The organism is Undibacterium sp. CCC3.4 (assembly GCF_034347425.1).
GTDB lineage: Bacteria > Pseudomonadota > Gammaproteobacteria > Burkholderiales > Burkholderiaceae_D > Undibacterium.
Genome location: NZ_CP133779.1, coordinates 526,941 through 547,871, shown reverse-complemented (window position 1 = coordinate 547,871; position 20,931 = coordinate 526,941). Strand labels below are relative to the sequence as shown.

At 54.1% G+C, this 20,931-nt stretch carries 20 protein-coding genes and 1 pseudogene; 5 read left to right on the top strand and 16 right to left on the bottom strand.

Features of this window, described 5'->3' with window-relative positions; translation table 11 throughout:
- Positions 1 to 18: 18 nt before the first annotated feature.
- The 3 genes and pseudogenes from RHM61_RS02635 to RHM61_RS02625 all read left to right on the top strand — a co-directional run.
- Entirely contained in the window at positions 19 to 480 is a 462-nt protein-coding gene (locus RHM61_RS02635; RefSeq protein ID WP_322249584.1) for a cache domain-containing protein, read from the top strand.
- 55 nt (positions 481 to 535) lie between these two features.
- Positions 536 to 946, top strand: a complete 411-nt coding sequence (locus tag RHM61_RS02630) for an MCP four helix bundle domain-containing protein (RefSeq protein WP_323493609.1) — start codon at positions 536 to 538, stop codon at positions 944 to 946.
- A pseudogene (locus RHM61_RS02625) lies at positions 939 to 1,520 on the top strand (methyl-accepting chemotaxis protein); the annotation flags it as partial. The gene RHM61_RS02630 and the pseudogene RHM61_RS02625, both read left to right, overlap by 8 nt.
- Positions 1,521 to 1,661: 141 nt before the next feature.
- Here the strand turns inward: RHM61_RS02625 and RHM61_RS02620 are convergent.
- The 3 genes from RHM61_RS02620 to RHM61_RS02610 all read right to left on the bottom strand — a co-directional run bounded on the left by RHM61_RS02620 (position 1,662) and on the right by RHM61_RS02610 (position 5,059).
- On the bottom strand, positions 1,662 to 3,014 hold the full coding sequence (locus RHM61_RS02620; RefSeq protein WP_322249581.1) for an MFS transporter: 1,353 nt from the start codon (positions 3,012 to 3,014) through the stop codon (positions 1,662 to 1,664).
- 80 nt (positions 3,015 to 3,094) lie between these two features.
- Positions 3,095 to 3,397: a DUF1330 domain-containing protein gene (locus RHM61_RS02615; RefSeq protein WP_322249580.1), complete on the bottom strand. Its 303-nt coding sequence runs from the start codon at positions 3,395 to 3,397 to the stop codon at positions 3,095 to 3,097.
- A 414-nt stretch (positions 3,398 to 3,811) separates the two neighbouring features.
- The gene (locus RHM61_RS02610; RefSeq protein WP_322249579.1) at positions 3,812 to 5,059 is read right to left on the bottom strand and encodes a flavin-dependent oxidoreductase; all 1,248 of its coding nucleotides are present in this window, start codon (positions 5,057 to 5,059) and stop codon (positions 3,812 to 3,814) included.
- 213 nt (positions 5,060 to 5,272) lie between these two features.
- On the opposite strand from RHM61_RS02610, the gene RHM61_RS02605 reads away from it, so the two are divergent.
- Positions 5,273 to 5,794: a MarR family winged helix-turn-helix transcriptional regulator gene (locus RHM61_RS02605; RefSeq protein ID WP_322249578.1), complete on the top strand. Its 522-nt coding sequence runs from the start codon at positions 5,273 to 5,275 to the stop codon at positions 5,792 to 5,794.
- A gap of 296 nt (positions 5,795 to 6,090) precedes the next feature.
- Here RHM61_RS02605 and RHM61_RS02600 read toward each other — a convergent pair whose 3' ends face one another.
- Positions 6,091 to 6,612: a hypothetical protein gene (locus tag RHM61_RS02600; RefSeq protein WP_322249577.1), complete on the bottom strand. Its 522-nt coding sequence runs from the start codon at positions 6,610 to 6,612 to the stop codon at positions 6,091 to 6,093.
- 201 nt (positions 6,613 to 6,813) lie between these two features.
- The gene (locus RHM61_RS02595) at positions 6,814 to 7,011 is read right to left on the bottom strand and encodes a hypothetical protein (RefSeq protein WP_322249576.1); all 198 of its coding nucleotides are present in this window, start codon (positions 7,009 to 7,011) and stop codon (positions 6,814 to 6,816) included.
- Positions 7,012 to 7,166: 155 nt separating this feature from the next.
- Here RHM61_RS02595 and RHM61_RS02590 point away from each other — a divergent pair, with 155 nt between their 5' ends.
- Positions 7,167 to 7,361 carry a hypothetical protein gene (locus RHM61_RS02590; RefSeq protein ID WP_322249575.1) on the top strand — a complete coding sequence of 65 codons (195 nt, stop codon included), beginning with the start codon at positions 7,167 to 7,169 and terminating at the stop codon, positions 7,359 to 7,361.
- Between the two features lie 53 nt (positions 7,362 to 7,414).
- Here RHM61_RS02590 and RHM61_RS02585 read toward each other — a convergent pair whose 3' ends face one another.
- The 11 genes from RHM61_RS02585 to rfbC all read right to left on the bottom strand — a co-directional run bounded on the left by RHM61_RS02585 (position 7,415) and on the right by rfbC (position 20,930).
- A complete protein-coding gene (locus tag RHM61_RS02585; RefSeq protein ID WP_322249574.1) occupies positions 7,415 to 9,880 on the bottom strand; it encodes an adenosylcobalamin-dependent ribonucleoside-diphosphate reductase in 2,466 nt (821 codons plus the stop codon).
- 157 nt (positions 9,881 to 10,037) lie between these two features.
- Positions 10,038 to 11,315 (bottom strand): lipid IV(A) 3-deoxy-D-manno-octulosonic acid transferase, encoded by a 1,278-nt coding sequence (waaA, locus tag RHM61_RS02580; RefSeq protein WP_322249573.1) that lies wholly within the window; start codon positions 11,313 to 11,315, stop codon positions 10,038 to 10,040.
- Between the two features lie 244 nt (positions 11,316 to 11,559).
- Positions 11,560 to 12,549, bottom strand: coding sequence for a glycosyltransferase family 2 protein (locus tag RHM61_RS02575; protein ID WP_322249572.1), 990 nt, complete (start codon positions 12,547 to 12,549; stop codon positions 11,560 to 11,562).
- Positions 12,550 to 12,556: 7 nt separating this feature from the next.
- Positions 12,557 to 13,561, bottom strand: coding sequence for a lipopolysaccharide heptosyltransferase I (gene waaC, locus RHM61_RS02570; protein WP_322249571.1), 1,005 nt, complete (start codon positions 13,559 to 13,561; stop codon positions 12,557 to 12,559).
- 14 nt (positions 13,562 to 13,575) lie between these two features.
- On the bottom strand, positions 13,576 to 14,952 hold the full coding sequence (locus tag RHM61_RS02565; protein ID WP_322249570.1) for a phosphomannomutase/phosphoglucomutase: 1,377 nt from the start codon (positions 14,950 to 14,952) through the stop codon (positions 13,576 to 13,578).
- 23 nt (positions 14,953 to 14,975) lie between these two features.
- Positions 14,976 to 16,913 carry a nucleoside-diphosphate sugar epimerase/dehydratase gene (locus tag RHM61_RS02560; RefSeq protein ID WP_322249569.1) on the bottom strand — a complete coding sequence of 646 codons (1,938 nt, stop codon included), beginning with the start codon at positions 16,911 to 16,913 and terminating at the stop codon, positions 14,976 to 14,978.
- 11 nt (positions 16,914 to 16,924) lie between these two features.
- Entirely contained in the window at positions 16,925 to 17,485 is a 561-nt protein-coding gene (locus tag RHM61_RS02555; protein WP_322251026.1) for a sugar transferase, read from the bottom strand.
- Positions 17,482 to 18,441 (bottom strand): NAD-dependent epimerase/dehydratase family protein, encoded by a 960-nt coding sequence (locus tag RHM61_RS02550; protein ID WP_322249568.1) that lies wholly within the window; start codon positions 18,439 to 18,441, stop codon positions 17,482 to 17,484. The genes RHM61_RS02555 and RHM61_RS02550 overlap by 4 nt, the downstream gene beginning before the upstream one ends.
- 18 nt (positions 18,442 to 18,459) lie before the next feature.
- Positions 18,460 to 19,245 (bottom strand): glycosyltransferase, encoded by a 786-nt coding sequence (locus tag RHM61_RS02545; RefSeq protein WP_322249567.1) that lies wholly within the window; start codon positions 19,243 to 19,245, stop codon positions 18,460 to 18,462.
- 234 nt (positions 19,246 to 19,479) lie between these two features.
- Complete coding sequence (gene rfbD, locus RHM61_RS02540; protein ID WP_322249566.1) at positions 19,480 to 20,388, bottom strand: dTDP-4-dehydrorhamnose reductase; 909 nt, start codon at positions 20,386 to 20,388, stop codon at positions 19,480 to 19,482.
- Entirely contained in the window at positions 20,385 to 20,930 is a 546-nt protein-coding gene (rfbC, locus tag RHM61_RS02535; RefSeq protein ID WP_322249565.1) for a dTDP-4-dehydrorhamnose 3,5-epimerase, read from the bottom strand. The genes rfbD and rfbC overlap by 4 nt, the downstream gene beginning before the upstream one ends.
- Position 20,931 lies beyond the last annotated feature (1 nt).

Below are 20,931 nucleotides of genomic sequence, written 5' to 3'. Positions count from 1 at the left end.
ATTTTTTGGGAGATGTAAATGAAAAAGCTTTTTAAATTGTTCATCCTGGCCTTGTTTGTCAGTGCGGCAGGCATGGCCGCCGCTGCGAGCGACCGAGGCACGGCGGAAGAAGCGGTCGCTTTGGTTAAGAAAGTCATTGCCGATATGAAGAAAGACGGCAAGGAAAAAGTCATACAGGAAGTACAGACTGGTAGCAGTCGTTACAAGGACCGCGACCTGTATATTTTCATCAGCGGTATGGATGGCGTGACCCGTGCGAACGGGAATAACCCAAAAATTGCCGGTAAAAATCTCAATGACGTCAAGGATGCGGATGGAAAATACATGGGTAAAGAGCGCTTCGAGATCGCCCGTAGTAAGGGGCAAGGCTGGCAAGACTATCGCTGGCCCGACCCCTTGACCAAGGAGATCCACAAAAAATCAACCTATCTGGAAAAGTATGAGGATCTCATTGTCAGCTGCGGTATTTATAAAAACTGATTGTGCGCTTCCCTGACTACATACGCGCAACGAGCGACTAAACCGTGGGAGATAAATGATGCAATGGTTCTATAATCTGAAAATATCGGCCAAACTGCTGGCATCTTTTGGCGTCGTATTACTGCTGATGTTGATGATGGGAATCAGCGCTATCTTCGCTATGGGTCGCATCAATCAGTCGACTGCCGATTTGGCGCATGAGTGGATGCCGAGTGTACGAATTGCCATGAGTCTTAGGACTGATCTGGCCGAGATGCGCCGCTGGGAGTTGGCGCATCTGTTGTCTGATGATGAAACAGCCATGGCTGCTTATGAGAAGCGAATGGATCAGATTCAGGCCGCCAGCAATGCTGATCGTTCCTCTTATGAGAAACTGATATCCGGTGGCGAAGAGCGTCATCTGGTAGCCAACTTCGACCAGGATTGGACCATCTTCATCACTGAGCATCCCAAGGTGATCAGCTAAGGGAGGTATCGTGGTGGAGCGGGTAGTGGACACGATGGAATCAATCAGCGCATCGTCGTCCCAGATCGTCGATATTATCAGTGTGATTGACGGTATCGCATTTCAAACCAATATACTGGCCTTAAACGCGGCCGTAGAGGCGGCACGCGCCGGCGAGCAGGGACGTGGTTTTGCCGTGGTGGCGAGCGAGGTACGTACGCTTGCACAGCGCTCGGCAGCCGCGGCGAAGGATATCAAGATACTCATCAGCGACTCGGTGGAGAAAGTCTCGCTTGGCTCTCAATTAGTCAATGAGGCAGGGGTGACGATGAATGAAGTTGTTACCAGCGTCGCTCGCGTCAGGGATATCATCAGCGAGATTACTGTGGCCAGTACGGAGCAAAGCCTGGGAATCGAGCAAGTCAATGTGGCGATTACGCAGATGGATCAAGTAACGCAACAGAATGCGGCACTTGTGGAGCAGGCAGCGGCAGCCGCCGCATCGATGCAGAGTCAAGCATCTAAGTTGAGCGAGGTAGTGAGCGCCTTCAAATTGGCACCAACAGCGGTGCCGGTTGATCAGATGTGTGCGTAAAACCGCGGCGTTCAGAGGGTGTCGCAAAAGTCGGGCGCTCATTTTTTTACATCTGACACACCGCAAGTCACGTCATGCTGACTGAAAACTCTTTTGCGACAAGCTCTTCAGGATGGGGCGGATATCAAGCAGCCATAGCAATCAGATTTTTGGCCTGCTGGAAAAATGCTTGATCATCAATGCAATGGCAGCAAGCAGTCCAGCTAAAGATAATGAAGACAAAATCCCGGTAAAGTCTACATTGCGCCGCATTAGCTCGGCAATTAAAAATGATCCGGCAACACCGCCAAACCGACCAATTCCCAGCATCCACGAAATGCCGGTGACGCGCGCCTCGGTTGGATAGAAGGCTGCGGCTAAAGCGGCAAGTGAAACCTGCGACATATTCATCATGATGCCGCCTGCAAATACGCATAACATCAGATAGATATTACTGTCAGAAACATGGCCAATCAAATATAAAAGAACCGCTGTTAAGGCATAGCCAGTTGCCACAACGATGTTGGGGTTGAATCTATCCATGAGCCAGCCAAACAAGATGGCACCGACTCCACCTAAGGGGAACAGGGCGGAAATCAACGACGCGTCGGCCGCTTGTATGCCGGTATCTTTGAGCAGTATGGGTAACCAATTGATGAGCGAATAAAAAATCATCAGTCCCATGAAATACGTCAACCACAGCATGAGCGTACCGACGATGTAAGGTCGAGAAATCATCAAAGCCAAGCCGGCGGTGACGGAGTGCGGCGTTTTGTCAGCCATGAGGAAATCAGATTCCTGCACTTCTTTGGCGCTTATTTTACTCAAAATACGGGCGATTTTTTTGGCTGACTTTCCGGCTGCCGCCAAAAATTTTACCGATTCTGGCAAGACGCTAAAGATCAGTATCGATAACAACAAGGGGAACAAACCCCCAGCCACTAACACGCTGCGCCAGCCCCAATGGGGGATCATCCAAGCAGAGATGAATCCTCCCAGTGCTGCTCCCAATGGAAAGCCACAAAACAGTGCATTGGTTATAAATGAGCGGCTCTTGTCGGGGCAATATTCGCTCATCAAGGTAACTACATTGGGTAAGGCTGCACCTAAGCCCAGCCCTGTCAGTAAGCGCAAAACCACCAGTTGGTCTAAATTACTGACCAAGGCTGATGCCATGCAGGTAATGCCAAAAAAGCTGACTGACATACCAATGACGATCTTTCGTCCGTATTTGTCCGCGACCGGTCCGGCAAGCAGCGAGCCTATCGACAAACCAAGCAGCGCCGCAGTCAGGACTGGTGCCAGCGCTTGTTTGGAAATATGCCATTCATTTTGCAGCGAAACGGCTAAAAATCCGGCGACCGCCGTATCAAAACCATCGAACAATACAATCGCGAAACAGATAGCAAAAATCAGCTTCTGGTAGCGTGAAAACGGCTGGGCATTGATGAGTAGTTGAACCGGTGAACTTGCCTTGAGATTCCCCTGTCCTTCAGTTTCTACAGTACTTAACATGTTTGTCTCCTGATTATTATGAATGCTATTTGTGAGCTTGTATTGGATTCGAATCGATCCATTTAATTACAAAAATGCTGTTACATCCCTTCTACGAAAAACAGTCGACCATCCGAGTTCGCCATGCGTATCGTTCTGGCGGCGATATAGTCCTGCGAGTCATACCATTTGCTCGCACTCTCAGCATTTGGAAAACGCACAATCACAGTTCGCCACTGCGTACCATGCAGTTCGTCTGCCCCTTCTTTCTGGATCCGGCGGCCACCCCGGACCAGAAATTCCCCACCAAATTTTTCTACACTGGCAGTTGATAAGGGCAAGTAATCCGCATAACTTTTTGGATTAGTAATCCGTATCTCGGCAACGACAAATACTTCATTCATGTTTGATGACCTCCACAAGATGTGAGATGCACGCGGCAAGCTCGTACTCTCAAAAGAAAAACCTTTTAATTTTTTTTAAGGCGACGCAAGTGCGCCTCAGTGGCGGCGGACCAACCGCTGGAAGTACCTCTGCACCTCCTTAAGCCTATGTCTTAAGAGGCTGTCGCAAAAGCCTGATGGAATCTTTTACATCTGAAACACCGCATACCTCGTCATTCCCGCATGCTGCAACCTCGTCATTCCCGCATGCTTTTGGCGGGAACCCAGTGTCGTTTTCAGCGCTGAAAACACGATCATATCTGGCATTTTCAGTTAACCACGAACGCCGCTGGGTTCCTGCTAAAAGCGCGCAGGAATGACGTGGCCACCAGTTGGGATAATGACACCGACTCAATACCCTTTTGCGACAGCCTCTTAAGCGACGCGGTGACCTGCCGCCTTTTTGTAGGCCGTAACAATCTCTTTAATTTCAGCCGGATCGATGACGTCTTCTAATTTACTGAAACCATCCGGTGCACGTTCTTCCACCAGATCGAGAATGGCATCCAAGCCTTCTTGGCGATTCAATCGAACAATCTCAGCGCAGGTAGGAAGTCGATAGCGTTCGTACTCATCGAGCGCGGCTTCAACAGACGACTCGGTAGCAAGATAATCTGCCAGACACTTGGCATCCAAGATCGCCTGAGTGGCACCGTTAGAACCAATCGGGTACATAGGGTGGGCGGCGTCACCGAGTAAAGTCACGCGACCGTGACGCCAGCGTGGTAAGGGGTCGCGGTCAACCATAGGCCATTCGAGCACCTGCGTCGCCCCATGCAATACTGCAGGAATATCCAGCCACTCAAATTTCCAGTGTCCAAATGTAGGAAGCAGATCACTGATGTCGGCTGGTTTATTCCAATCTTCACGTGACGGCGCGGTCAAAGCCCCACCGAAGCCATCTTCGCGTAGACGCCGATCGCAAATCCAATTGATCAATTGCGTACCATCGGCACGCGGCTCTTCAATTGGGTACACCACGAACTTGGCGCGGCGATGCCCGGCTTGCACCATCGAACGTCCATCCAAAAATGGTTGGACCCGGCTAGTTCCGCGCCACATCATCATGCCATTCCACTTCGGTGCCCCTTCGTCGGGATAAAACTGTTTGCGGATGGCAGAATGAATCCCGTCTGCTGCAATCAGTAAGTCTGCGCTGTGTTCGACCTCGTCGCCATTGGCTAACACAGCGATCGCCGTAATCTGCTCGGCGCTTTGCGTGACTGAGCGAATCTTTTGTCCGAGATGAAGGTGCTGCTGGCCGATGCGTTTCACTGCCTCGTGCCACAAGTGCATTTGCAGTTGGCCGCGATGAATGCTCAGTTGAGGGTGGGAATAGCCGGCAGGGATGCCGCGCAAATCCTGATAAATCGTCTGACCATGGCGATTGGCGAAGATCAAGGCCGAGGTCTCAAGCGCCATGGCTTTGAGTGCTTCCAGCACACCCAGTTCGTCTAACACGGCTACCGCATGCGGCAAGATATTGATGCCGACACCGAGAGGTTTCAGTACTTCGGTCGCCTCACATAAAGTGACCTGATGCCCCTTCGCATGCAGCGCCAGAGCAGTGCACAGACCGCCGATACCACCGCCGGAAATCAAAATTTTTCTTTGTTGCGTCATACCAGTCTCCATTATTGTTTTGATGATGTTGATTTATCCTAAGCTATATTGTTGCGCTATGCAACAATATTTTTACAGAGTTTTGGCACCGGATGAAACTGCTCGAGAGGCCGAAAAATTAAGCTGACAGAGGGGGAAATCAGCTATGATGTTTCAATAAAGCATAGAGTTAAGCCGCTTAAGCACGCATATTTTTAAAAAATTCCACAAGTGATGACGAAAAAAAAAGACCCTGAAAACCAGGATTCTGGTGCCAGCCAGGAACGGCCACTACTAAGAATTCCGAATCTTGAATATGGCCTTCTCGATCACTTGCTGGGATTTGCTTTGCGGCGGGCACAAAACACCTTGTTCATGGATTTCTACCGAGCAACGGCCGATTACGAAGTCAGCCCGCAACGTTTTGCCGCACTTGTTTTGATTGCGGAAAATAAAAACATCCGTCAAGCGCAACTTGCGCAAGCATTAGGATTGCATCGAAGCGGCGCACTCAGGCTGGTTGCCTGGCTTTCTGAGCGCGGTTGGGTAGAGCGACATGATGATGAAATTGACGCCCGCGCGTGGGGCGTGACGCTGACCAAAGCTGGCAGCGCCATCTTGCGTGAATTGAGCAAAGCGGTGCAGGAGCACGATCGCAATATTCAAGGCTTGCTTGGTGATCGCGGCGCGCAATTGAAGCTGGACCTGGAATTGATTGCGCAGAATGGCTTGGTTGACAGCGCTGTGAGGGAGTGAACGAGCAAGGTCGAAACGCCTAGCGAAGCGCAGATTTAATCCAAGCGGTTTGTCCGCCGCTACTGAGGCGCCTTGCATTGCATCCTCATTGGCAACGGCCAATTCCACTGCGATTAAATCTGCGCTTCCCTAGCTGACAGTTCTCGATCAGGATTGAAGAGCTTCGAAGATTGGTAGTGCTTTTAACGCTGCAATAATAATAAATTTATCAAATAATTGCTGAGCGCTTGCTAAAGCGCTTTCTAGATGCCGCCTTTTCAATCGGGGTTTAAAAATTTTTTTTCGTCTTCAATTATCTAATTTATAGCATCATCTTTGAGAAATAATAAAAATTTTATACGTAAAATTAAAAAAATAGTAAGAATAATTAAGAAAATTAGTGTTTGAAATAAGAAAATTAATAAAAATGGTCCGTACGTAGGAATTTCAGCTGCAAAACTTGATCCTCCTCCAGGTAGTGCAAAAATACCAATAGATGGTGACAGCATACAAAATAGAAATATGAAATAAGTCATGTACGATTTTTTTCTATTGATTACTAAAGGTGAGCCATGGTTCTTTATTTCAAATTCTTTTGTAATATTTTTTTGACCATTTCTTATCCATAGGAAAATAAAAAATTCAAAAAAAGCGATAAGTGTTGCTGTGAGGACCAATGCAAAAAGTGCGGACTCTTGATTGTCGCGTATAACAGGTTTAGCGGTTATATTTAAAAACTCCATGATACAAATAACAACTATTGTTATGAAAATTGCTGATGAAATGATGAACAATGGAGGAATAAAATTTTCAGATATCATCTCTTGCTTTTTATTCATTTTGTTAACGTAACATTTTTTATTATTGTTTGGACATAAACTCAAAGAAAAATATTCCTTATTTCCATCCGAAAAAAAAAGCCATATATTTAAATTTCTATCAGTTTAAATTAGAAGAGCTACCTGCCTATGCTTATGAAAAATGTTTTCACATTCCTTCGGCATCTGCAGATAACTCTTAGACCACACTTATTATACTAATTACATGGCTAAGGCAACGCTCATCGCTGCAGCACCTTCAACAGCGAGAACTGCGCCGGCGATTGTAATGGGCGTACCCATTCCAGCTGCCGCGAGACCAGTTCCTATAACGGCTGCAGCAAACCCCGCGAAAAACAAGTTTGCGTCCACACCACCACTAACGTCATCGATTTCAGCTACCGTAAGTTCATGCATCATCACCCTCCATTTTTGGCTATCAAAAAAGAAAAGTGAATAGTGAATAGTGAAAAATTCACCGTAAATAGTTTATTTTTACTTCGGTGCCTCGTCAAGAATTTTGAACAACTTAATGGATCGTCGCAAGCGACGATGGAAAAGACTCTGGAAGGGGTTTGCATCCCCTGCCATCGCGTCGCTCCTTCGAATGCGAGCGTTGGGTATTCGCACAAAAAAACAAAAACTTAATTAAAAATCCCACGGAATTTGACGAACAGCCAAAAAAAGAAGGGCCAGTGATTTTCACTGGCCCTCTTTGTTTAAATCAAAAAGAAGCTGTTTTTGCTCGCAAACTGAAAATATCAGATTAGTCGCAACTTATGGGTCCCCCCACATCAAACCCGCGCTCCCCTATACCCTACAATCAGCCACAAGCACCAACATACCCGCAAGACACGCAACGGCTGCAGCCATCGATTTTTTGCAAGGCGTAAGCGCCGCAGTCCGGGCATTTTTTACCGGTGGCGACATAGCTGATCGGGGCATTGTCGCCCTCGTATGCGAGGTCGTCGAGGCCGTATTGCTGCATGCGCGAGCGGAAGCGTTCGGCCAGTACATGCACCGGAATCTGATTGCCGGCGGCATCGAGATAACCGCGTTTCATCAAGATGCGTTGCAAGGAATAACCGATCGCCGCGACTTCCGATTCATGGAACAGCGGCGCTTGGCTGCCATCGTCCTTGGTCAAGGTGCCGCAGCGTACCGTGCCTTTGTCCCACACCACTTCGCGCATGTCGGCCAAGGCTTTGGAAATTGAACCACCGGAACGCGCGGCCATCGACAGCAAACGCATGCTGGCAGTAATCCATTGTTGGCCATCGTTTTTCTGCCCGGCCGGCATGAAGAATTCGAACGGTCGCTCTATCGTTACGCGTTCGCCGCCGACCATGCCTTGCACATGAATGAAGCTGACCGTCAGGTAGACGGTTTTTCTGCCTTCGTAAGTCATGTACTGTACTTTTGAGGTGACCGATTCGAGGTCGCCGAATGGTCGGCCATCGAATTGTCTGCGCAATAAATCTTCGTCGGCAATGACTTTGTTTTCGACGGCGGCGCTCGCTTCCGGTGCGGCACCTGCCACCGATAACACGCTGCCGAGTATGCTGTTAGGGCGATACGTGGCTAAACCTTTGAGGCCGGCTTGCCAGGCTTCCATGTACAGATTTTGGAAGTCGGCGTACGGATAATCGGCCGGTACATTGACGGTTTTGGAAATCGCCGAGTCGATGTAGGGTTGCACTACTTGCAGCATCTTCATGTGATCGCTGGCCGACATATTGAGGGCCGTAACAAATTGCTGCGGCAATTTACTGTCATCGCTGACATCGTTGCCCATGTGACGATACAAACGCCAAGCGTGATCGGCCACTTCGTAAATGCGCGCATCGCCGACGGCCATGCGTTTTTTACGGTTGTACACCCAGGAAAATGCCGGCTCGATGCCATTGGAGGCATTGTCAGCAAAGGCCAGGGTGATGGTACCGGTCGGCGCGATCGAGAGCAGATGCGAATTGCGCAAGCCGTTTTTCTTGATCGCTGCGCGTACCGCTTTCGGTAAGCGTTGGGCGAAACTGCCGGCCAAATAGTTTTTGCTGTTAAATAAGGGAAATGCGCCTTTTTCACTGGCCAGATCAGCCGAAGCCAAATACGCGGCGTCGCGCATCGCTTCCGATACTTGGCGTGCAAATTCGCGGCCGTCGTCGCTGTCATAGCGAATCCCGAGCATTACCAAGGCGCTGCCGAGGCCGAGGAAGCCAAGGCCGACGCGGCGTTTGGCCATGGCTTCGGCTTCTTGGCGATCGAGTGGCCAGGCCGTGGCGTTGAGTACATTGTCGAGCATGCGCGTGGCGACCGTGACGACTTCGACGAAGGCGGGGAAGTCGAAACTGGCGGCCGCTTCGAAGGGGGCGCGCACGAAGCGGGTCAGGTTGACTGAACCCAAGCAGCAGCAACCGTAATCGGGCAAGGGTTGTTCGGCGCAGGGATTGGTGGCTTCGATGGTTTCGCAGTAGTACAGATTGTTTTCCGCATTCATGCGCGAGAGGAACAGGATGCCCGGTTCGGCGTGGTCGTAAGTCGACTTCATGACAACATCCCACAAATCGCGTGCGCGTATGCTTTCATACACCCAGATGCCATCGTCGCGGCGATAAGCGCCGGCTGCTTTCTTACTTTCACTCGGTTCGGCCTTGTGCACCAGCGCGTAATCAGCATCGCTGGCAACGGCTTGCATGAATTCGTCGGTGACACCGATGGAGATATTGAAGTTACTCAGGCCGCCTTGGTCTTTGGAACGGATGAATTCGAGGATGTCGGGGTGATCGCCACGCAATACGCCCATCTGGGCACCGCGGCGGGCACCGGCTGATTCGACGGTGGAACAGGAGGCATTGAAGACTTGCATGAACGAGACCGGACCAGAGGCGCGTGAGCGGGTACCGCGCACCAAGGCGTCTTTCGGACGAATGCTGGAAAAATCATAGCCGACGCCACCGCCGCGCCGCATGGTTTCAGCGGCATCGGCCAAGGCAGCATAAATGCCGGGCTTGCCGTCAGTCGGGCTGGAAACCGAATCGCCGACCGGTTGCACGAAACAATTGATCAGGGTGGCGTGCAAATCCATGCCGGCGGCAGAATTGATGCGCCCGGCCGGGACGAAGCCGCTTTGCTGCGCCCATAAAAATTGTTCTTCGTAAAATTCGCGTGCTTCTTCCTGCTCCACGCTGGCCAAGGCTTTGGCAACACGGACTTGCACATCGTGGATGCTGGCTTCTGTGCCTTTAGCATATTTTTCGAGCAAGACGTCGAGGGAGATTTCCTGTGGGGCCATGTGTGTGATTCCTTGGGGGTTGATTCGGGAGCAGCGTGTATTGTATTCCAGCGCGAGCAAGTCGTGTCGGACGCCCCTCTCAGCGGTACTTGAATCGCTGACAAGATTGACTGTTATCAATTTTTGATCACGGCTTCCAGCGGTGCTGCCAGGATGTTTATTTAATAAAGGTTTGTAACAGTGCCATGGTTCTGGCCGTCGCGCCTTGGTGGTGAAGAAAGAAGGCATGGGCCGCTTGTCCCATGCTGTGGCGTGGTTCGGTCTTGGCCAGCAGGGCCAGAGCCTGTGCCAGCATGGCATCGGCATCGGCCACCCGTACGGCGGCACCGGCGGCGATGGCTTGATCGGTAATTTCCGAGAAATTGAAGGTGTGCGGACCGGTTAAGGCCGGCTTGCCCATGGCAAAGGCTTCAATCAAATTGTGGCCGCCGAGCGCGACCAGACTGCCGCCGACAAAGGCCAAATCGGCCGCTGCGTAGTACATATACATTTCGCCCATGCTGTCGCCGAGCAAGACATCAATGTCGCTCATGGGGCTGCTGTCGCTTTCCAGTTGCGAACGACGGACAGTGCGCAGGCCGCGTTGCATCAGCAATTGCGCCACCTCATCGAAACGTTGCGGGTGGCGTGGTGTGATGATGAGCAGTGGCTTTTCGGGCGCGCTGGTAGTCAGGCGCATCCAGGCGTCGAGTATCAGGCTTTCTTCGCCGTCGCGAGTGCTGGCGCACAGAAAAATCTGACGTCGACCCAAGCGCTCGCGCAAGGCCGCGCCATGTTGCGCCATCAAGGGCGGTGGGGTAACGTCAAATTTCATATTGCCAGTGATGGACATGCGCGTCATGCCGAGTGCCAGCAAGCGTTCGGCATCGGGCTGTGATTGCGCACCGACGATGGCCAGAGCATGCGCGGCCGGCACCATCAAGGCGGCTAAACGGCGCGCCTTGCCCAGTGATTTTTCTGATAAACGGGCATTGACCAGGCACACCGGTATCGCCTGTTTGCCACATTGTGCAATCAGATTCGGCCAGACCTCAGTTTCCATCAAGATACATAGTTGCGGGCGATGATGGCGCAGGAAACGCCGCATCATCCAATTGATGTCATACGGCAAATACACCTGGCGCAAGCGCGGGGCCACATCGGCAAACAAGCTTGCACCGGTGGCCCGGCCGGTCGCCGTCATATGTGTGAGCAGTAGCTGATGCTGCGGATAGGCCGATAGCAGAGCGCGGATCAGCGGTTCGGCAGCGCGCGTTTCGCCGGCCGAGACGGCATGCACCCACAGGCAGGCCGGATGATCGCCGACACCGCCAGCAGCACCGAAGCGCTCGCCGATATGCCGACGATAACCGGGTTCCTGACGTCCGCGCAGCCATAAGCGGAGCAGGGCAAATGGCAGAGACAGACCCCAAGCCAGAGAATAGAGTAGACGCATGACTTATCTTTTTTTTTAAATTCACCAACACGATACCAATCAGGACGAGCAGATTTAATCGCAGCGGATTAAGTCCGTTCCTGCCGCAGTCAAACAGAAGGGCGGTGGCTAAAACAGGGTAGCGCAAAAGCCTGACGGATAAAACACAGTAGACCGCGTTATTGCCCCCAGACCGCCCGTTTGGGGTAATGATACCGACTAACAGCCCTTTTGCGACAGCTTCTGAAAGAAGCAGGACTATACCCTAAGTCCGGTCGCGCATCATTTTCTTATTCAATAAGCGCCAGATGGGTGCCAAGCCGACGCGCCGTTGTTGTTGGATCAAGCGACGTTTGGCCCACATCTTCGGTAGCCCGCGCAAGGCATCGCGTTTGGCGCGCAGAATCACGGCAGCCTGACCATGGACGATGAAATACCCTATCGTCAGCAGATTGAGTAACAAGTGCAGTGGCAACAGCAGCCAAAACAAAGCGCCCGGCATATTCTTGATGAAGGTCCAGACCAGATTGCGATGGCCATGGTAGACCGAGAAATCACTGCGCTTGCCGGTGATGGCCGAGCCGAGATGGAAGGCGACCGAATCATGCACGTACAGGCAGCGCTGGCCGAGTAATTGGTAGCGGAAACCGAGATCAATATCTTCAACATAACAGAAGTAATCTTCATCGAAACCACCGATCTGCTCGAACACATCACGACGGTACAGGCCGGCGGCGGCACAGGTGGAAAAAATTTCGCGGTCTTGCAAGTGCTCCGGCTGTAAAGCTTGGCCATGGGCTTCGCGCCAGACCAAACCACTGATGTGGTAGGCGTCACCGACGCCATCGAGCAGAGTGCCGGTATTGGCATCCATCAGGCGGCTGCCGAAAATGGCGAACTCGGGATGGGCGACGGCGGCTTCGGCCAATTTGGCCAGCCAATCCGGTTCGGCGAAGGCATCGGGGTTCAGCAAGGCGATCCAATCGCAGGCCGGGTCAGCCAGCCGTACCGCTAAGTTATTGCCGGCGGCGAAGCCGAGATTACTGCCGGCGTTGATCACGCGTACAGTCGGAAACTCCAGGGCTACGGCAGCCCCTGAGCCATCGCTGCTGGCATTGTCGATGACCAGAATTTCATGCGGCGCAAAAGTTTGCCGCAGCAAGGCGGCGACACTACGGCGCAGCATGTCGCCGCCATTCCAATTGACGATGACGACGCAGATTTTCGGGCTGGCAGGAGTGGCGATGACGGGCATGGATACTTTACAAGGAAGACGGGGTAGCCGGCGGATACGCCGCCAGCAGCGACTGCAGCGCCTGCAATACTGCAGTCGGCGACGGTGGGGTGCCGGCGTCGCCGAGGTTGATGATTTTGTTCGACCAGTTGCCGGCGGTTTTCCATTTCGGTGAGGCGCAATACAACTCTATGGTCGGGGTTTCATAGGCGGCGGCAATATGGGTCAAGCCGGTGTCGACGCCGATGGCGATGGCAGCGGCTTGCGCCAAGATAATCGCTTCGGCCATACTCAGGGCTGGCAGCACGCGCGCGTTGGGTAAGGCGGCGGCCATGGCCTTGGCTTCGGCGTGTTCCTCAGCAGTCCCCCACGGTAGCAAGACCGGTAAGCCGAGTTCGGCCAAGTGGCCACCGATGAGCAGCCAATTTTCACGTGCCCATTTTTTGGCGGCCCCGGCGCTGCCATGAAAAAATACGGCATATGGCGTGCTCGGTAACCAGTCCGGCTGCCCGGCTGGTCGCGTAAGGCCGAAGCTGGCCGGGCTGTCGACCGTATAGCCACCAGCGGCCGCTGCGACCAGCCGGCCGCGCAGCACAGCATGGGTCTGGCGTGCTACCGGCACGCTGTGATCGTGAAAAATTCGCGAGATACCTTCGTAACCGGAGCCGGTGGTACCGTTGGCCAAGCCGATTTTGCGCCCGCCCGCGGTGCAGCGTGCCAGTCCCATGATGAGACCGGTTTTCAGCAAGCCTTGGGTATCGAGGATCAAATCATAGCACTCGCGTCGCAGCTCGCGATAGAACTGCTGGATTTCCGCACGGGTGCCGGCACTGCGCAAGCTCTTGCGCCAGCGCCGCAACGCAAAGGGAATGATGCGTGCGACACCGGGATGCAGGCGCACCAGGTTGACATAGGCTTCTTCGACCACCCAATCGATGCTGGCCGTTGGGAAATGGCGTAATAAATCATCGACGACTGGCAGATTATGCAAGACGTCGCCCATGGACGACACGCGGATGAGCAAAATTTTCACGTGCAGGCGCTCACTCAGAATGGCATTTTGGCATCTGGCTTAACGGCCAGAATAGCTTGTTTCAAGGCGTCCTGAATGCGCGCCAATGCCGCCGGCGTTTCTGCTTCGAAACGCATCACCACCACCGGTGTGGTATTGGACGAACGGGCCAGGCCGAAACCATCAGGATATTCGACGCGCAAGCCGTCTATGGTGATGATTTCATCGGCGCCAGGAAAGTTCGCATTGGCTTGCATGGCGGCGATGAGTGCGAAGTTTTCGCCTTCAGCCAATTGTAATTGCAATTCCGGTGTCGAATTCGACTGTGGCAAGGCGTTGAGGGTGGCGCTCATGTCGGCCAGACGGCTGACGATTTCTAACAAACGTGCACCAGCGTAGAGGCCATCATCGAAACCATACCAGCGGTCTTTGAAGAAGATATGACCACTCATTTCGCCACCGAGCGGGGCACCGGTTTCACGCAATTTCGCTTTCACCAGCGAGTGACCGGTTTTCCACATCAAGGGCACACCACCGCGCGCTTTCACCCAAGGGGCGATATGGCGGGTACATTTGACGTCGTACAGAATTTGTTCGCCCGGGTGACGCTTGAGTACATCTTCAGCAAACAACATCAATTGGCGATCTGGGTAAATGATTTGACCATCTTTGGTCACCAAGCCGAGACGGTCGCCGTCGCCATCGAAGGCCAAGCCGATTTCGGCATCACTGCTTTGCAAGCAGCGTATTAAATCTTGCAGATTTTCCGGATGTGCCGGGTCAGGGTGGTGATTCGGGAAGCTGCCATCGACCTCGCAGAACAGTTCGGTGACTTCGCAACCCATACCACGGTACAGGTCGGTGGCAAAGGCACCGGCCACACCATTACCGCAATCGATAGCGATTTTAACCGGGCGGCTGAGTTTGACATCATCGATGATACGCGCCAGATAGGCGGCACGGATATCGTGGGTGCGGTAGCTGCCGCTGCCGACTGCGAAGCTGCCGGCGACGATGGTGTGGTAGAGCGCCGTGATGGTGTCGCCGTAGATCGCTTCGCCAGCCAAGACCATTTTGAAGCCATTGTAATCAGGTGGATTGTGGCTGCCGGTGACCATGATGCCCGAGCGTGCTTCGAGCACATTGGTGGCGAAATACACCATCGGTGTGGCGACCATGCCCAGATCGATGACATCGACACCGCTTGCTTGCAAACCGGCCGCCAACGCGGCGAGTAATTCCGGGCCGGATAAACGGCCGTCACGCCCGATGACTACCGTGGTTTCACCCTTGGCGCGGGCGGCGCTGCCGAAGGCCAGACCGATTTGGCGGGCCACGGCGGCATCGAGGGTTTTGCCGATGATGCCACGGATATCGTAGGCTTTGAAAATACTCGGTGATAGTAGGGACATGATGACCTTCAGAGAATAAGTAATTAAATGGAAACGGGGAGCTGTACAACATTATCGGCAGCGACCTTGCCTGCCGTGGCTTGCCAGATCAAATCTTCAATCCCGCATTGCGGTTGGTACTCTGTCACGATCTGCATCAGTAACTGGCGCATGTGTTGGTAATCGAAGGCATCGCAGGCTTGTTGCAATTGCTGCAGCCATGCGGATAAGGCTTCCCAAGCGATCTCGCTTTCACGCGCGCGCATGATGAGCGGATGTGAAGTGCCTTCGACATTGTCGCCGATCAGCAGTTCTTCGTACAGCTTTTCACCGGGCCGCAAGCCGACGTGCTCAATTTCTATGGTGCCTTTGGGGTTGCTGTCGGTTTTGACTTCGAGTCCGCTCAAGTGCACCATGCGGCGCGCCAGGTCGATGATACGTACCGGTTCACCCATATCGAGCACGAAGACATCGCCGCCTTCGCCCATGGCGCCGGCTTGCAGTACCAACTGTGCGGCTTCCGGGATAGTCATGAAATAGCGTGTGATTTCCGGATGAGTCAAGGTGATCGGGCCGCCGGCCATGATTTGTTTACGGAATAAGGGTACCACCGAGCCCGAAGAGCCGAGCACGTTACCGAAGCGTACCATGCAAAAACGCGTGCTATGCTGACGGCGCGCGCAGGCTTGCAGGATCAGTTCGGCCAGGCGTTTGGTGGTGCCCATGACATTGGTTGGGCGAACCGCTTTGTCGGTGGAAATGAGCACGAAATTCTTAACGCCGGCGCGCATCGCCGCTTCGGCCGTGGCCAGCGTTCCAAACACATTATTCCGTATGCCTTCGGCCGGATTATGCTCGACCAGCGGCACATGCTTGTAGGCGGCAGCGTGATACAGGGTGTCGACGGCGCAGGCGGCAAAAATTTTATCCAGCTTGGCTGCTGCCAAGACACTACCTAAAAACGGCAGAATTTCGACATCGAGGGCGAGCTGGCTGCGCAGGCTTTGTAATTCCTGCTCGATTGCATACAGCGCGTATTCTGACATTTCCAGCAGCACTAAGCGCTTCGGGCGCTGGCGTAAAATTTGGCGACACAATTCAGAACCGATGGAACCGCCGGCACCCGTCACCATCACATGCTTATTGCGTATGCATAGTGCCAGCAGGCGTTCATCGGGGTCGACTTGATCGCGCCCGAGTAAGTCTTCGATTTCTACATCGCGCACATCTTGCACCCGCAATTCACCATTGACCAAGCTTTGTATCGATGGCGTAACCTTGATTTTGATTTTCAAATGTTCGAGTTGATCGAGAATTTGTTTTTGGCGAATTTTTGAAATCGATGGCAAGGCTAATAAGATTTGGCGGATGTCAAAGCGCGGTAACAAGGCATCGATCTCGCTCGGGCTGTACACCTTGATGCCGGCGATGGTGGAACCCTGTATGTGTTTGTTATCATCGACGAAAGCGACGCAGGCATATTCACCGCTGGCACGCAGGGCCCCGGCTAACTGCGCACCGGCTTTGCCGGCACCGTAAATACAAACCGCGATGGCATTGTCAGGCATGTCGGCGCGTTGCAGCCAGGCGCGCGCGAGAAAGCGGCTGGCACCGAGATACAAGATCGAGCCGGCCCAGAAAAATGCAAAGATGGCGCGTGAAATCGGCATGATATGCAGCATCACGCTGATGAAAGCGAGCAGCAGTACCGAAGTGCTGGCACCTAAAAACAGTACGCTGATGATTTTCTGGTCGATGAAACGTACCACCGCGCGGTACAAACCGATGCGCAGGTAAATCGGAATCGACACCAGCGGAATCGAGACGATCAGCCAGAAGTAATGGGTGAACAAGGCCGCGGTGAAGGTTTCGTAACGCAGCCAAATCGCGACGATAAAGCACAGCGGCAGACACAGCGCATCGAGGGCGGCCGCCAACGCTTGTTTTTGCCAACGCTTGAGATGTAACAGGGAATGCAGCATTGGTGCCGGCCTCAATGGGTAATGCCGTCGCGCCGCAAGACCTTGAAAAAGGTCATCAGCAAGATACGCAGATCAAGCAACAGCGAGCGGTGTTGCAGGTAATAGACGTCGAGCGCTACTTTGTCCGGAATCGCCAATTCGTCACGCCCATTCACCTGAGCCCAGCCGGTCAGTCCGGGTGGAATCGTATGAACATTTTTTTCGGTGCGCAGGGCGATCAAATCATGTTGGTTGAACAAGGCCGGGCGTGGGCCGACGAAGCTCATGTCACCGCTGAGTATGCTCCACAATTGCGGCAGCTCGTCGAGGCTGGACTTGCGCAAAAAGGCCCCGATCGGGGTCAGATACTGCTGCGGATTGCTCAACAAATGGGTTGCCACGGCCGGCGTATCGATGCGCATGCTGCGAAACTTTGGCATGCGGAACACCCGATTGGCTATGCCGACCCGGTCCGACCAGTAAATGGCCGGGCCACGTGAAGTCAGTTTCACGCACAGCGCAGTCAGTAATACCGGCAGCAGCAGCAGCAGCGCGGCGACGCTGGCGAGGAGTAAATCGAACAGTCGTTTCAGCATAATTCAGCAGTCTTTTCAACGGTCACTTGCAGACCTTGTTGCAGGGAAAACGGCGGCGTCCAGCCCAGCAAAGTCTGCGCTTTACTGATATCGACTTGCAATGACCAGCACAGGCGTTCGGCCGCGCCGCGCCGCCCTGCGGCTTGTGCCAGCCACAGCAGCAGGGCCGGCGGACAGGGCCACAGGCGTGCCGGTCGCCGCAAGCTGTGGCCACAGGCGCGCAACAAGTCGGCGGTGGAGACATCGCCGCCATCGGAAACCAAAAACACTTCGCCGCGCGCGCGTGGATGAAACAGGCAGGTATCGATCAAACTGAGCAGATTCTCAATATAGACGAAACTGCGACGGTTATTGGTGCTCGCCAGCGGCAGTGGCAAGCCACGCTTGAGCCAGCGCAGCATGCTGAGGAAATTGGCTTTGACGCCGGGTCCATAAATCAGCGGCGGGCGGATGATGGTGATGGCCATGCTGCTGCTGGCAGCCAGTGCCAGCAGCGCCGTTTCGGCTTCGCACTTGGAGACGCCGTAAGGGTCACTAGCCTGTGGTGTATCAGTTTCGCGAAACGCGCTACCGGCTGCCGTGACTTCGCCATTGACCTTGACCGAGCTGATGAAAATGAAATGCCGGACTCCGGCCGCAGCGGCTTGGCGTGCCAAGCTCAGGGTGGCGGCGACATTGACTGCGCGGAACTGTGCCAGCGGATCGCTCGCAGTTTCCTGCATCACATGCACCCGCGCGGCGCAATGAATGACGGCCGCGACGCCGTCCAGCGACGGCGACCAGTCATTGTCGGCGGCCAGTTCCGGCATGATAGGATTGTCCATGCCCGCGGCTTGCCACGTCAGCGGCTGCCGGCTAGGACAAACCAAGCGCTGGCCGCGCGCGAGAAAATAGCGCGCCGCCGCCGAGCCAAGAAAGCCGCTGGCACCGGTGATCAGTATCGTTGTTGGCATCGATGCGGTCCTTCCGACTCAGGCGACACGGGCCGGACGCCGCGCATAGACAAAGTATTTGCGCGAGATAAATTTGAGAAAACTGCGGATAAACCAGTTGGCATGCGGCGAGAGTATGCTGCGATTCTTGTGGGCGGCGAAATGCACGGCCTTGAGTTGCGGATAATAGCGCACCCGTTTGCCGCGCAACAGATACGAGCGGTAACAGAGGTCAACATCTTCAAAATACATGAAATAGCGTTCGTCGAAGCCCTGCAATTTTTCGTAATATGCGGCATCAAAGGCGAGGAAAGCCCCCGAGGCCCAGTCGACTTCGCAGTCGTGCGGCAGATCGGCTTTGTCATAGGCTTGAGTGAGCGAACGCACCCACGCCATCCGGACTGGTGAGAGAAAATCGGGAAAGTGCCGGACATTCGCGTCCGCAGTCAGAAAGGCATGATCTTTACATAAGTTCAGCGTCGCGATCGGCGTGCCGTCACGACGCATCGCAGCGATCAAGGCGCGCAGCGTCGTCGGGCTGATGGCAATGTCGGGGTTCATGACGACGAAACTGTCGTGCGGCTGGAAGCCGACACTGTTTTGGATTTGCCGGAACAGAAAGTTATTATTTTCGCCAAAGCCTAGGCCGGGCGTGCTGTCGGTATAGGAAATCCCATGTTCCAAGCAATACGCCTTGAGCTTGGCCGATGGTTGATTATCTTTGATCGATAAATGAAAATCATCGGCGCGCTCGCGCAGGCCGCCGAGTGCGCTGGCGATCAGCAAATCTTCATGGCCGTGACTGATGATGGCAACATGAATCATAGGGCCAGCCAAGCAGCACAACAATGAGCACAACAGCGAGTAAGAACAGATGACATGAGAACGAAGCCGGTTGACACGACGGTCCGCCAGAGCGGATCAGGTCTTGTTGGTACAGTAATTTCAGTATTGTAAGCTGATACGCGTGTGTCGTAGTGAAATTTGGCAAGGCCGCTCGCGCAGTGCAGCGAACGGCCGGCCGGGGCGGAGCAGGCGCGGACTGACGCAGTGTTTGTCTTAATCAGTCAAACACTGCGCCAAAGCTTGTTGCCAAGATGGTAGGGTAAGACCAAAACGCGCGCACAGGGCACGGGTATCGAGACAGGAATTGACCGGTCGGACGGCCGGTACCGGATACTCCGAGGCTGGAATGCCAGTCAGACTCGGCGCTGCTTTACTGAGCAAACCGGCGGCCTCGGCTTGGGCCAGAATTTCTGCCGTGAAGCCGTACCAACTGGTATGCCCCGTGGTGGTCAGGTTGTAACGACCGCCGTGACTATCCCACCAAGCTTGCGCGGCCTCGCCCGATGGCAGCATGGCGATGATGCTGGCGGTGGTGGCGGCAATCGTCATGGCGGAGCTTGGCGCACCCCATTGGTCGTTGACTACGCGCAGGGCATCGCGTTCAGCCGCCAGACGCAGCATGGTCAGTAAAAAGTTTTTACCGTAGCGTGAATACACCCAACTGGTGCGGAAAATCAGATGCCGGCAACCGCTGGCGATAATCGCTTCCTCACCGGCCAACTTACTGCGGCCGTACACATTGAGCGGATTGGTCGCCGCGTTTTCCGGGTACGGCAGTAAAGCGCCTGCGCTATCGCGTAAGCTACCGTCGAACACATAATCGGTCGAGTAGTGAATCAATCCTATGCCAAGTTGGCGCGCCTGCTGCGCCAATACCCCAGGAGCGGTGGCATTGATCGCCATCGCGCCGGCGACATCTTGCTCGGCCTGGTCGACCGCGGTATACGCGGCAGGATTGATGATCAAGTCAGGTGCGGCAGCGCTGACATAGGCGGCGATGGCAGCCGGATCGGCCAAGTCGAGCTCGGCGCGCAGCGGTGCCAGCACTTCATGCTGCGGCGCGAGCAAGCCCAACAGGGTGCGACCGAGCTGGCCGTTGGTACCGGTCAGCAGGATTTTCATGCAAACACCTCGGCTTGGTCGAGCGCGACACCGGCTTGATCTTTGGCCGATAACTGCGGCGTGCCGCTGATCGGCCAGTCGATGGCCAGTGCCGCATCATTCCATTGCAAGCAACGTTCATGTTCCGGCGCCCAGTAGTCGGTGGTCTTGTAGAGAAATTGCGCGCTTTCGCTGGTGACCACGAAGCCGTGCGCAAACCCGGGCGGCACCCACAACTGACGCTGGTTCTCGGCCGACAGCTCGACTCCGGTCCATTGGCCGAAATGCGGCGAGCTGCGACGCAGATCGACGGCGACATCATAGACGGCACCGGCAATCACGCGCACCAGCTTACCCTGCGGTTGCTTGATTTGATAATGCAGGCCGCGCAAAATATTTTTTGCCGACAGCGAATGGTTATCCTGCACGAAGGGCAGGTCGACGCCGGTCAATTCGGCGAATTTCTTGGCGTTGAAGCTCTCGTAAAAAAAACCGCGTTCATCGCCGAACACGCGTGGTTCGAGGATCAGTACGCCGGGCAGCGAGGTAGGGGTTATTTTCATG

Bases quoted from the DNA above. Each gene is read 5' to 3' on its own strand.
- RHM61_RS02635 (WP_322249584.1), top strand. From the start codon at position 19: ATGAAAAAGCTTTTTAAATTGTTCATCCTGGCCTTGTTTGTCAGTGCG.
- RHM61_RS02630 (WP_323493609.1), top strand. From the start codon at position 536: ATGATGCAATGGTTCTATAATCTGAAAATATCGGCCAAACTGCTGGCA.
- RHM61_RS02620 (WP_322249581.1), bottom strand. From the start codon at position 3,014: ATGTTAAGTACTGTAGAAACTGAAGGACAGGGGAATCTCAAGGCAAGT.
- RHM61_RS02615 (WP_322249580.1), bottom strand. From the start codon at position 3,397: ATGAATGAAGTATTTGTCGTTGCCGAGATACGGATTACTAATCCAAAA.
- RHM61_RS02610 (WP_322249579.1), bottom strand. From the start codon at position 5,059: ATGACGCAACAAAGAAAAATTTTGATTTCCGGCGGTGGTATCGGCGGT.
- RHM61_RS02605 (WP_322249578.1), top strand. From the start codon at position 5,273: ATGACGAAAAAAAAAGACCCTGAAAACCAGGATTCTGGTGCCAGCCAG.
- RHM61_RS02600 (WP_322249577.1), bottom strand. From the start codon at position 6,612: ATGAATAAAAAGCAAGAGATGATATCTGAAAATTTTATTCCTCCATTG.
- RHM61_RS02595 (WP_322249576.1), bottom strand. From the start codon at position 7,011: ATGATGCATGAACTTACGGTAGCTGAAATCGATGACGTTAGTGGTGGT.
- RHM61_RS02585 (WP_322249574.1), bottom strand. From the start codon at position 9,880: ATGGCCCCACAGGAAATCTCCCTCGACGTCTTGCTCGAAAAATATGCT.
- waaA (WP_322249573.1), bottom strand. From the start codon at position 11,315: ATGCGTCTACTCTATTCTCTGGCTTGGGGTCTGTCTCTGCCATTTGCC.
- RHM61_RS02575 (WP_322249572.1), bottom strand. From the start codon at position 12,549: ATGCCCGTCATCGCCACTCCTGCCAGCCCGAAAATCTGCGTCGTCATC.
- RHM61_RS02565 (WP_322249570.1), bottom strand. From the start codon at position 14,952: ATGTCCCTACTATCACCGAGTATTTTCAAAGCCTACGATATCCGTGGC.
- RHM61_RS02560 (WP_322249569.1), bottom strand. From the start codon at position 16,913: ATGCTGCATTCCCTGTTACATCTCAAGCGTTGGCAAAAACAAGCGTTG.
- RHM61_RS02550 (WP_322249568.1), bottom strand. From the start codon at position 18,441: ATGCCAACAACGATACTGATCACCGGTGCCAGCGGCTTTCTTGGCTCG.
- RHM61_RS02545 (WP_322249567.1), bottom strand. From the start codon at position 19,245: ATGATTCATGTTGCCATCATCAGTCACGGCCATGAAGATTTGCTGATC.
- rfbD (WP_322249566.1), bottom strand. From the start codon at position 20,388: ATGAAAATCCTGCTGACCGGTACCAACGGCCAGCTCGGTCGCACCCTG.
- rfbC (WP_322249565.1), bottom strand. From the start codon at position 20,930: ATGAAAATAACCCCTACCTCGCTGCCCGGCGTACTGATCCTCGAACCA.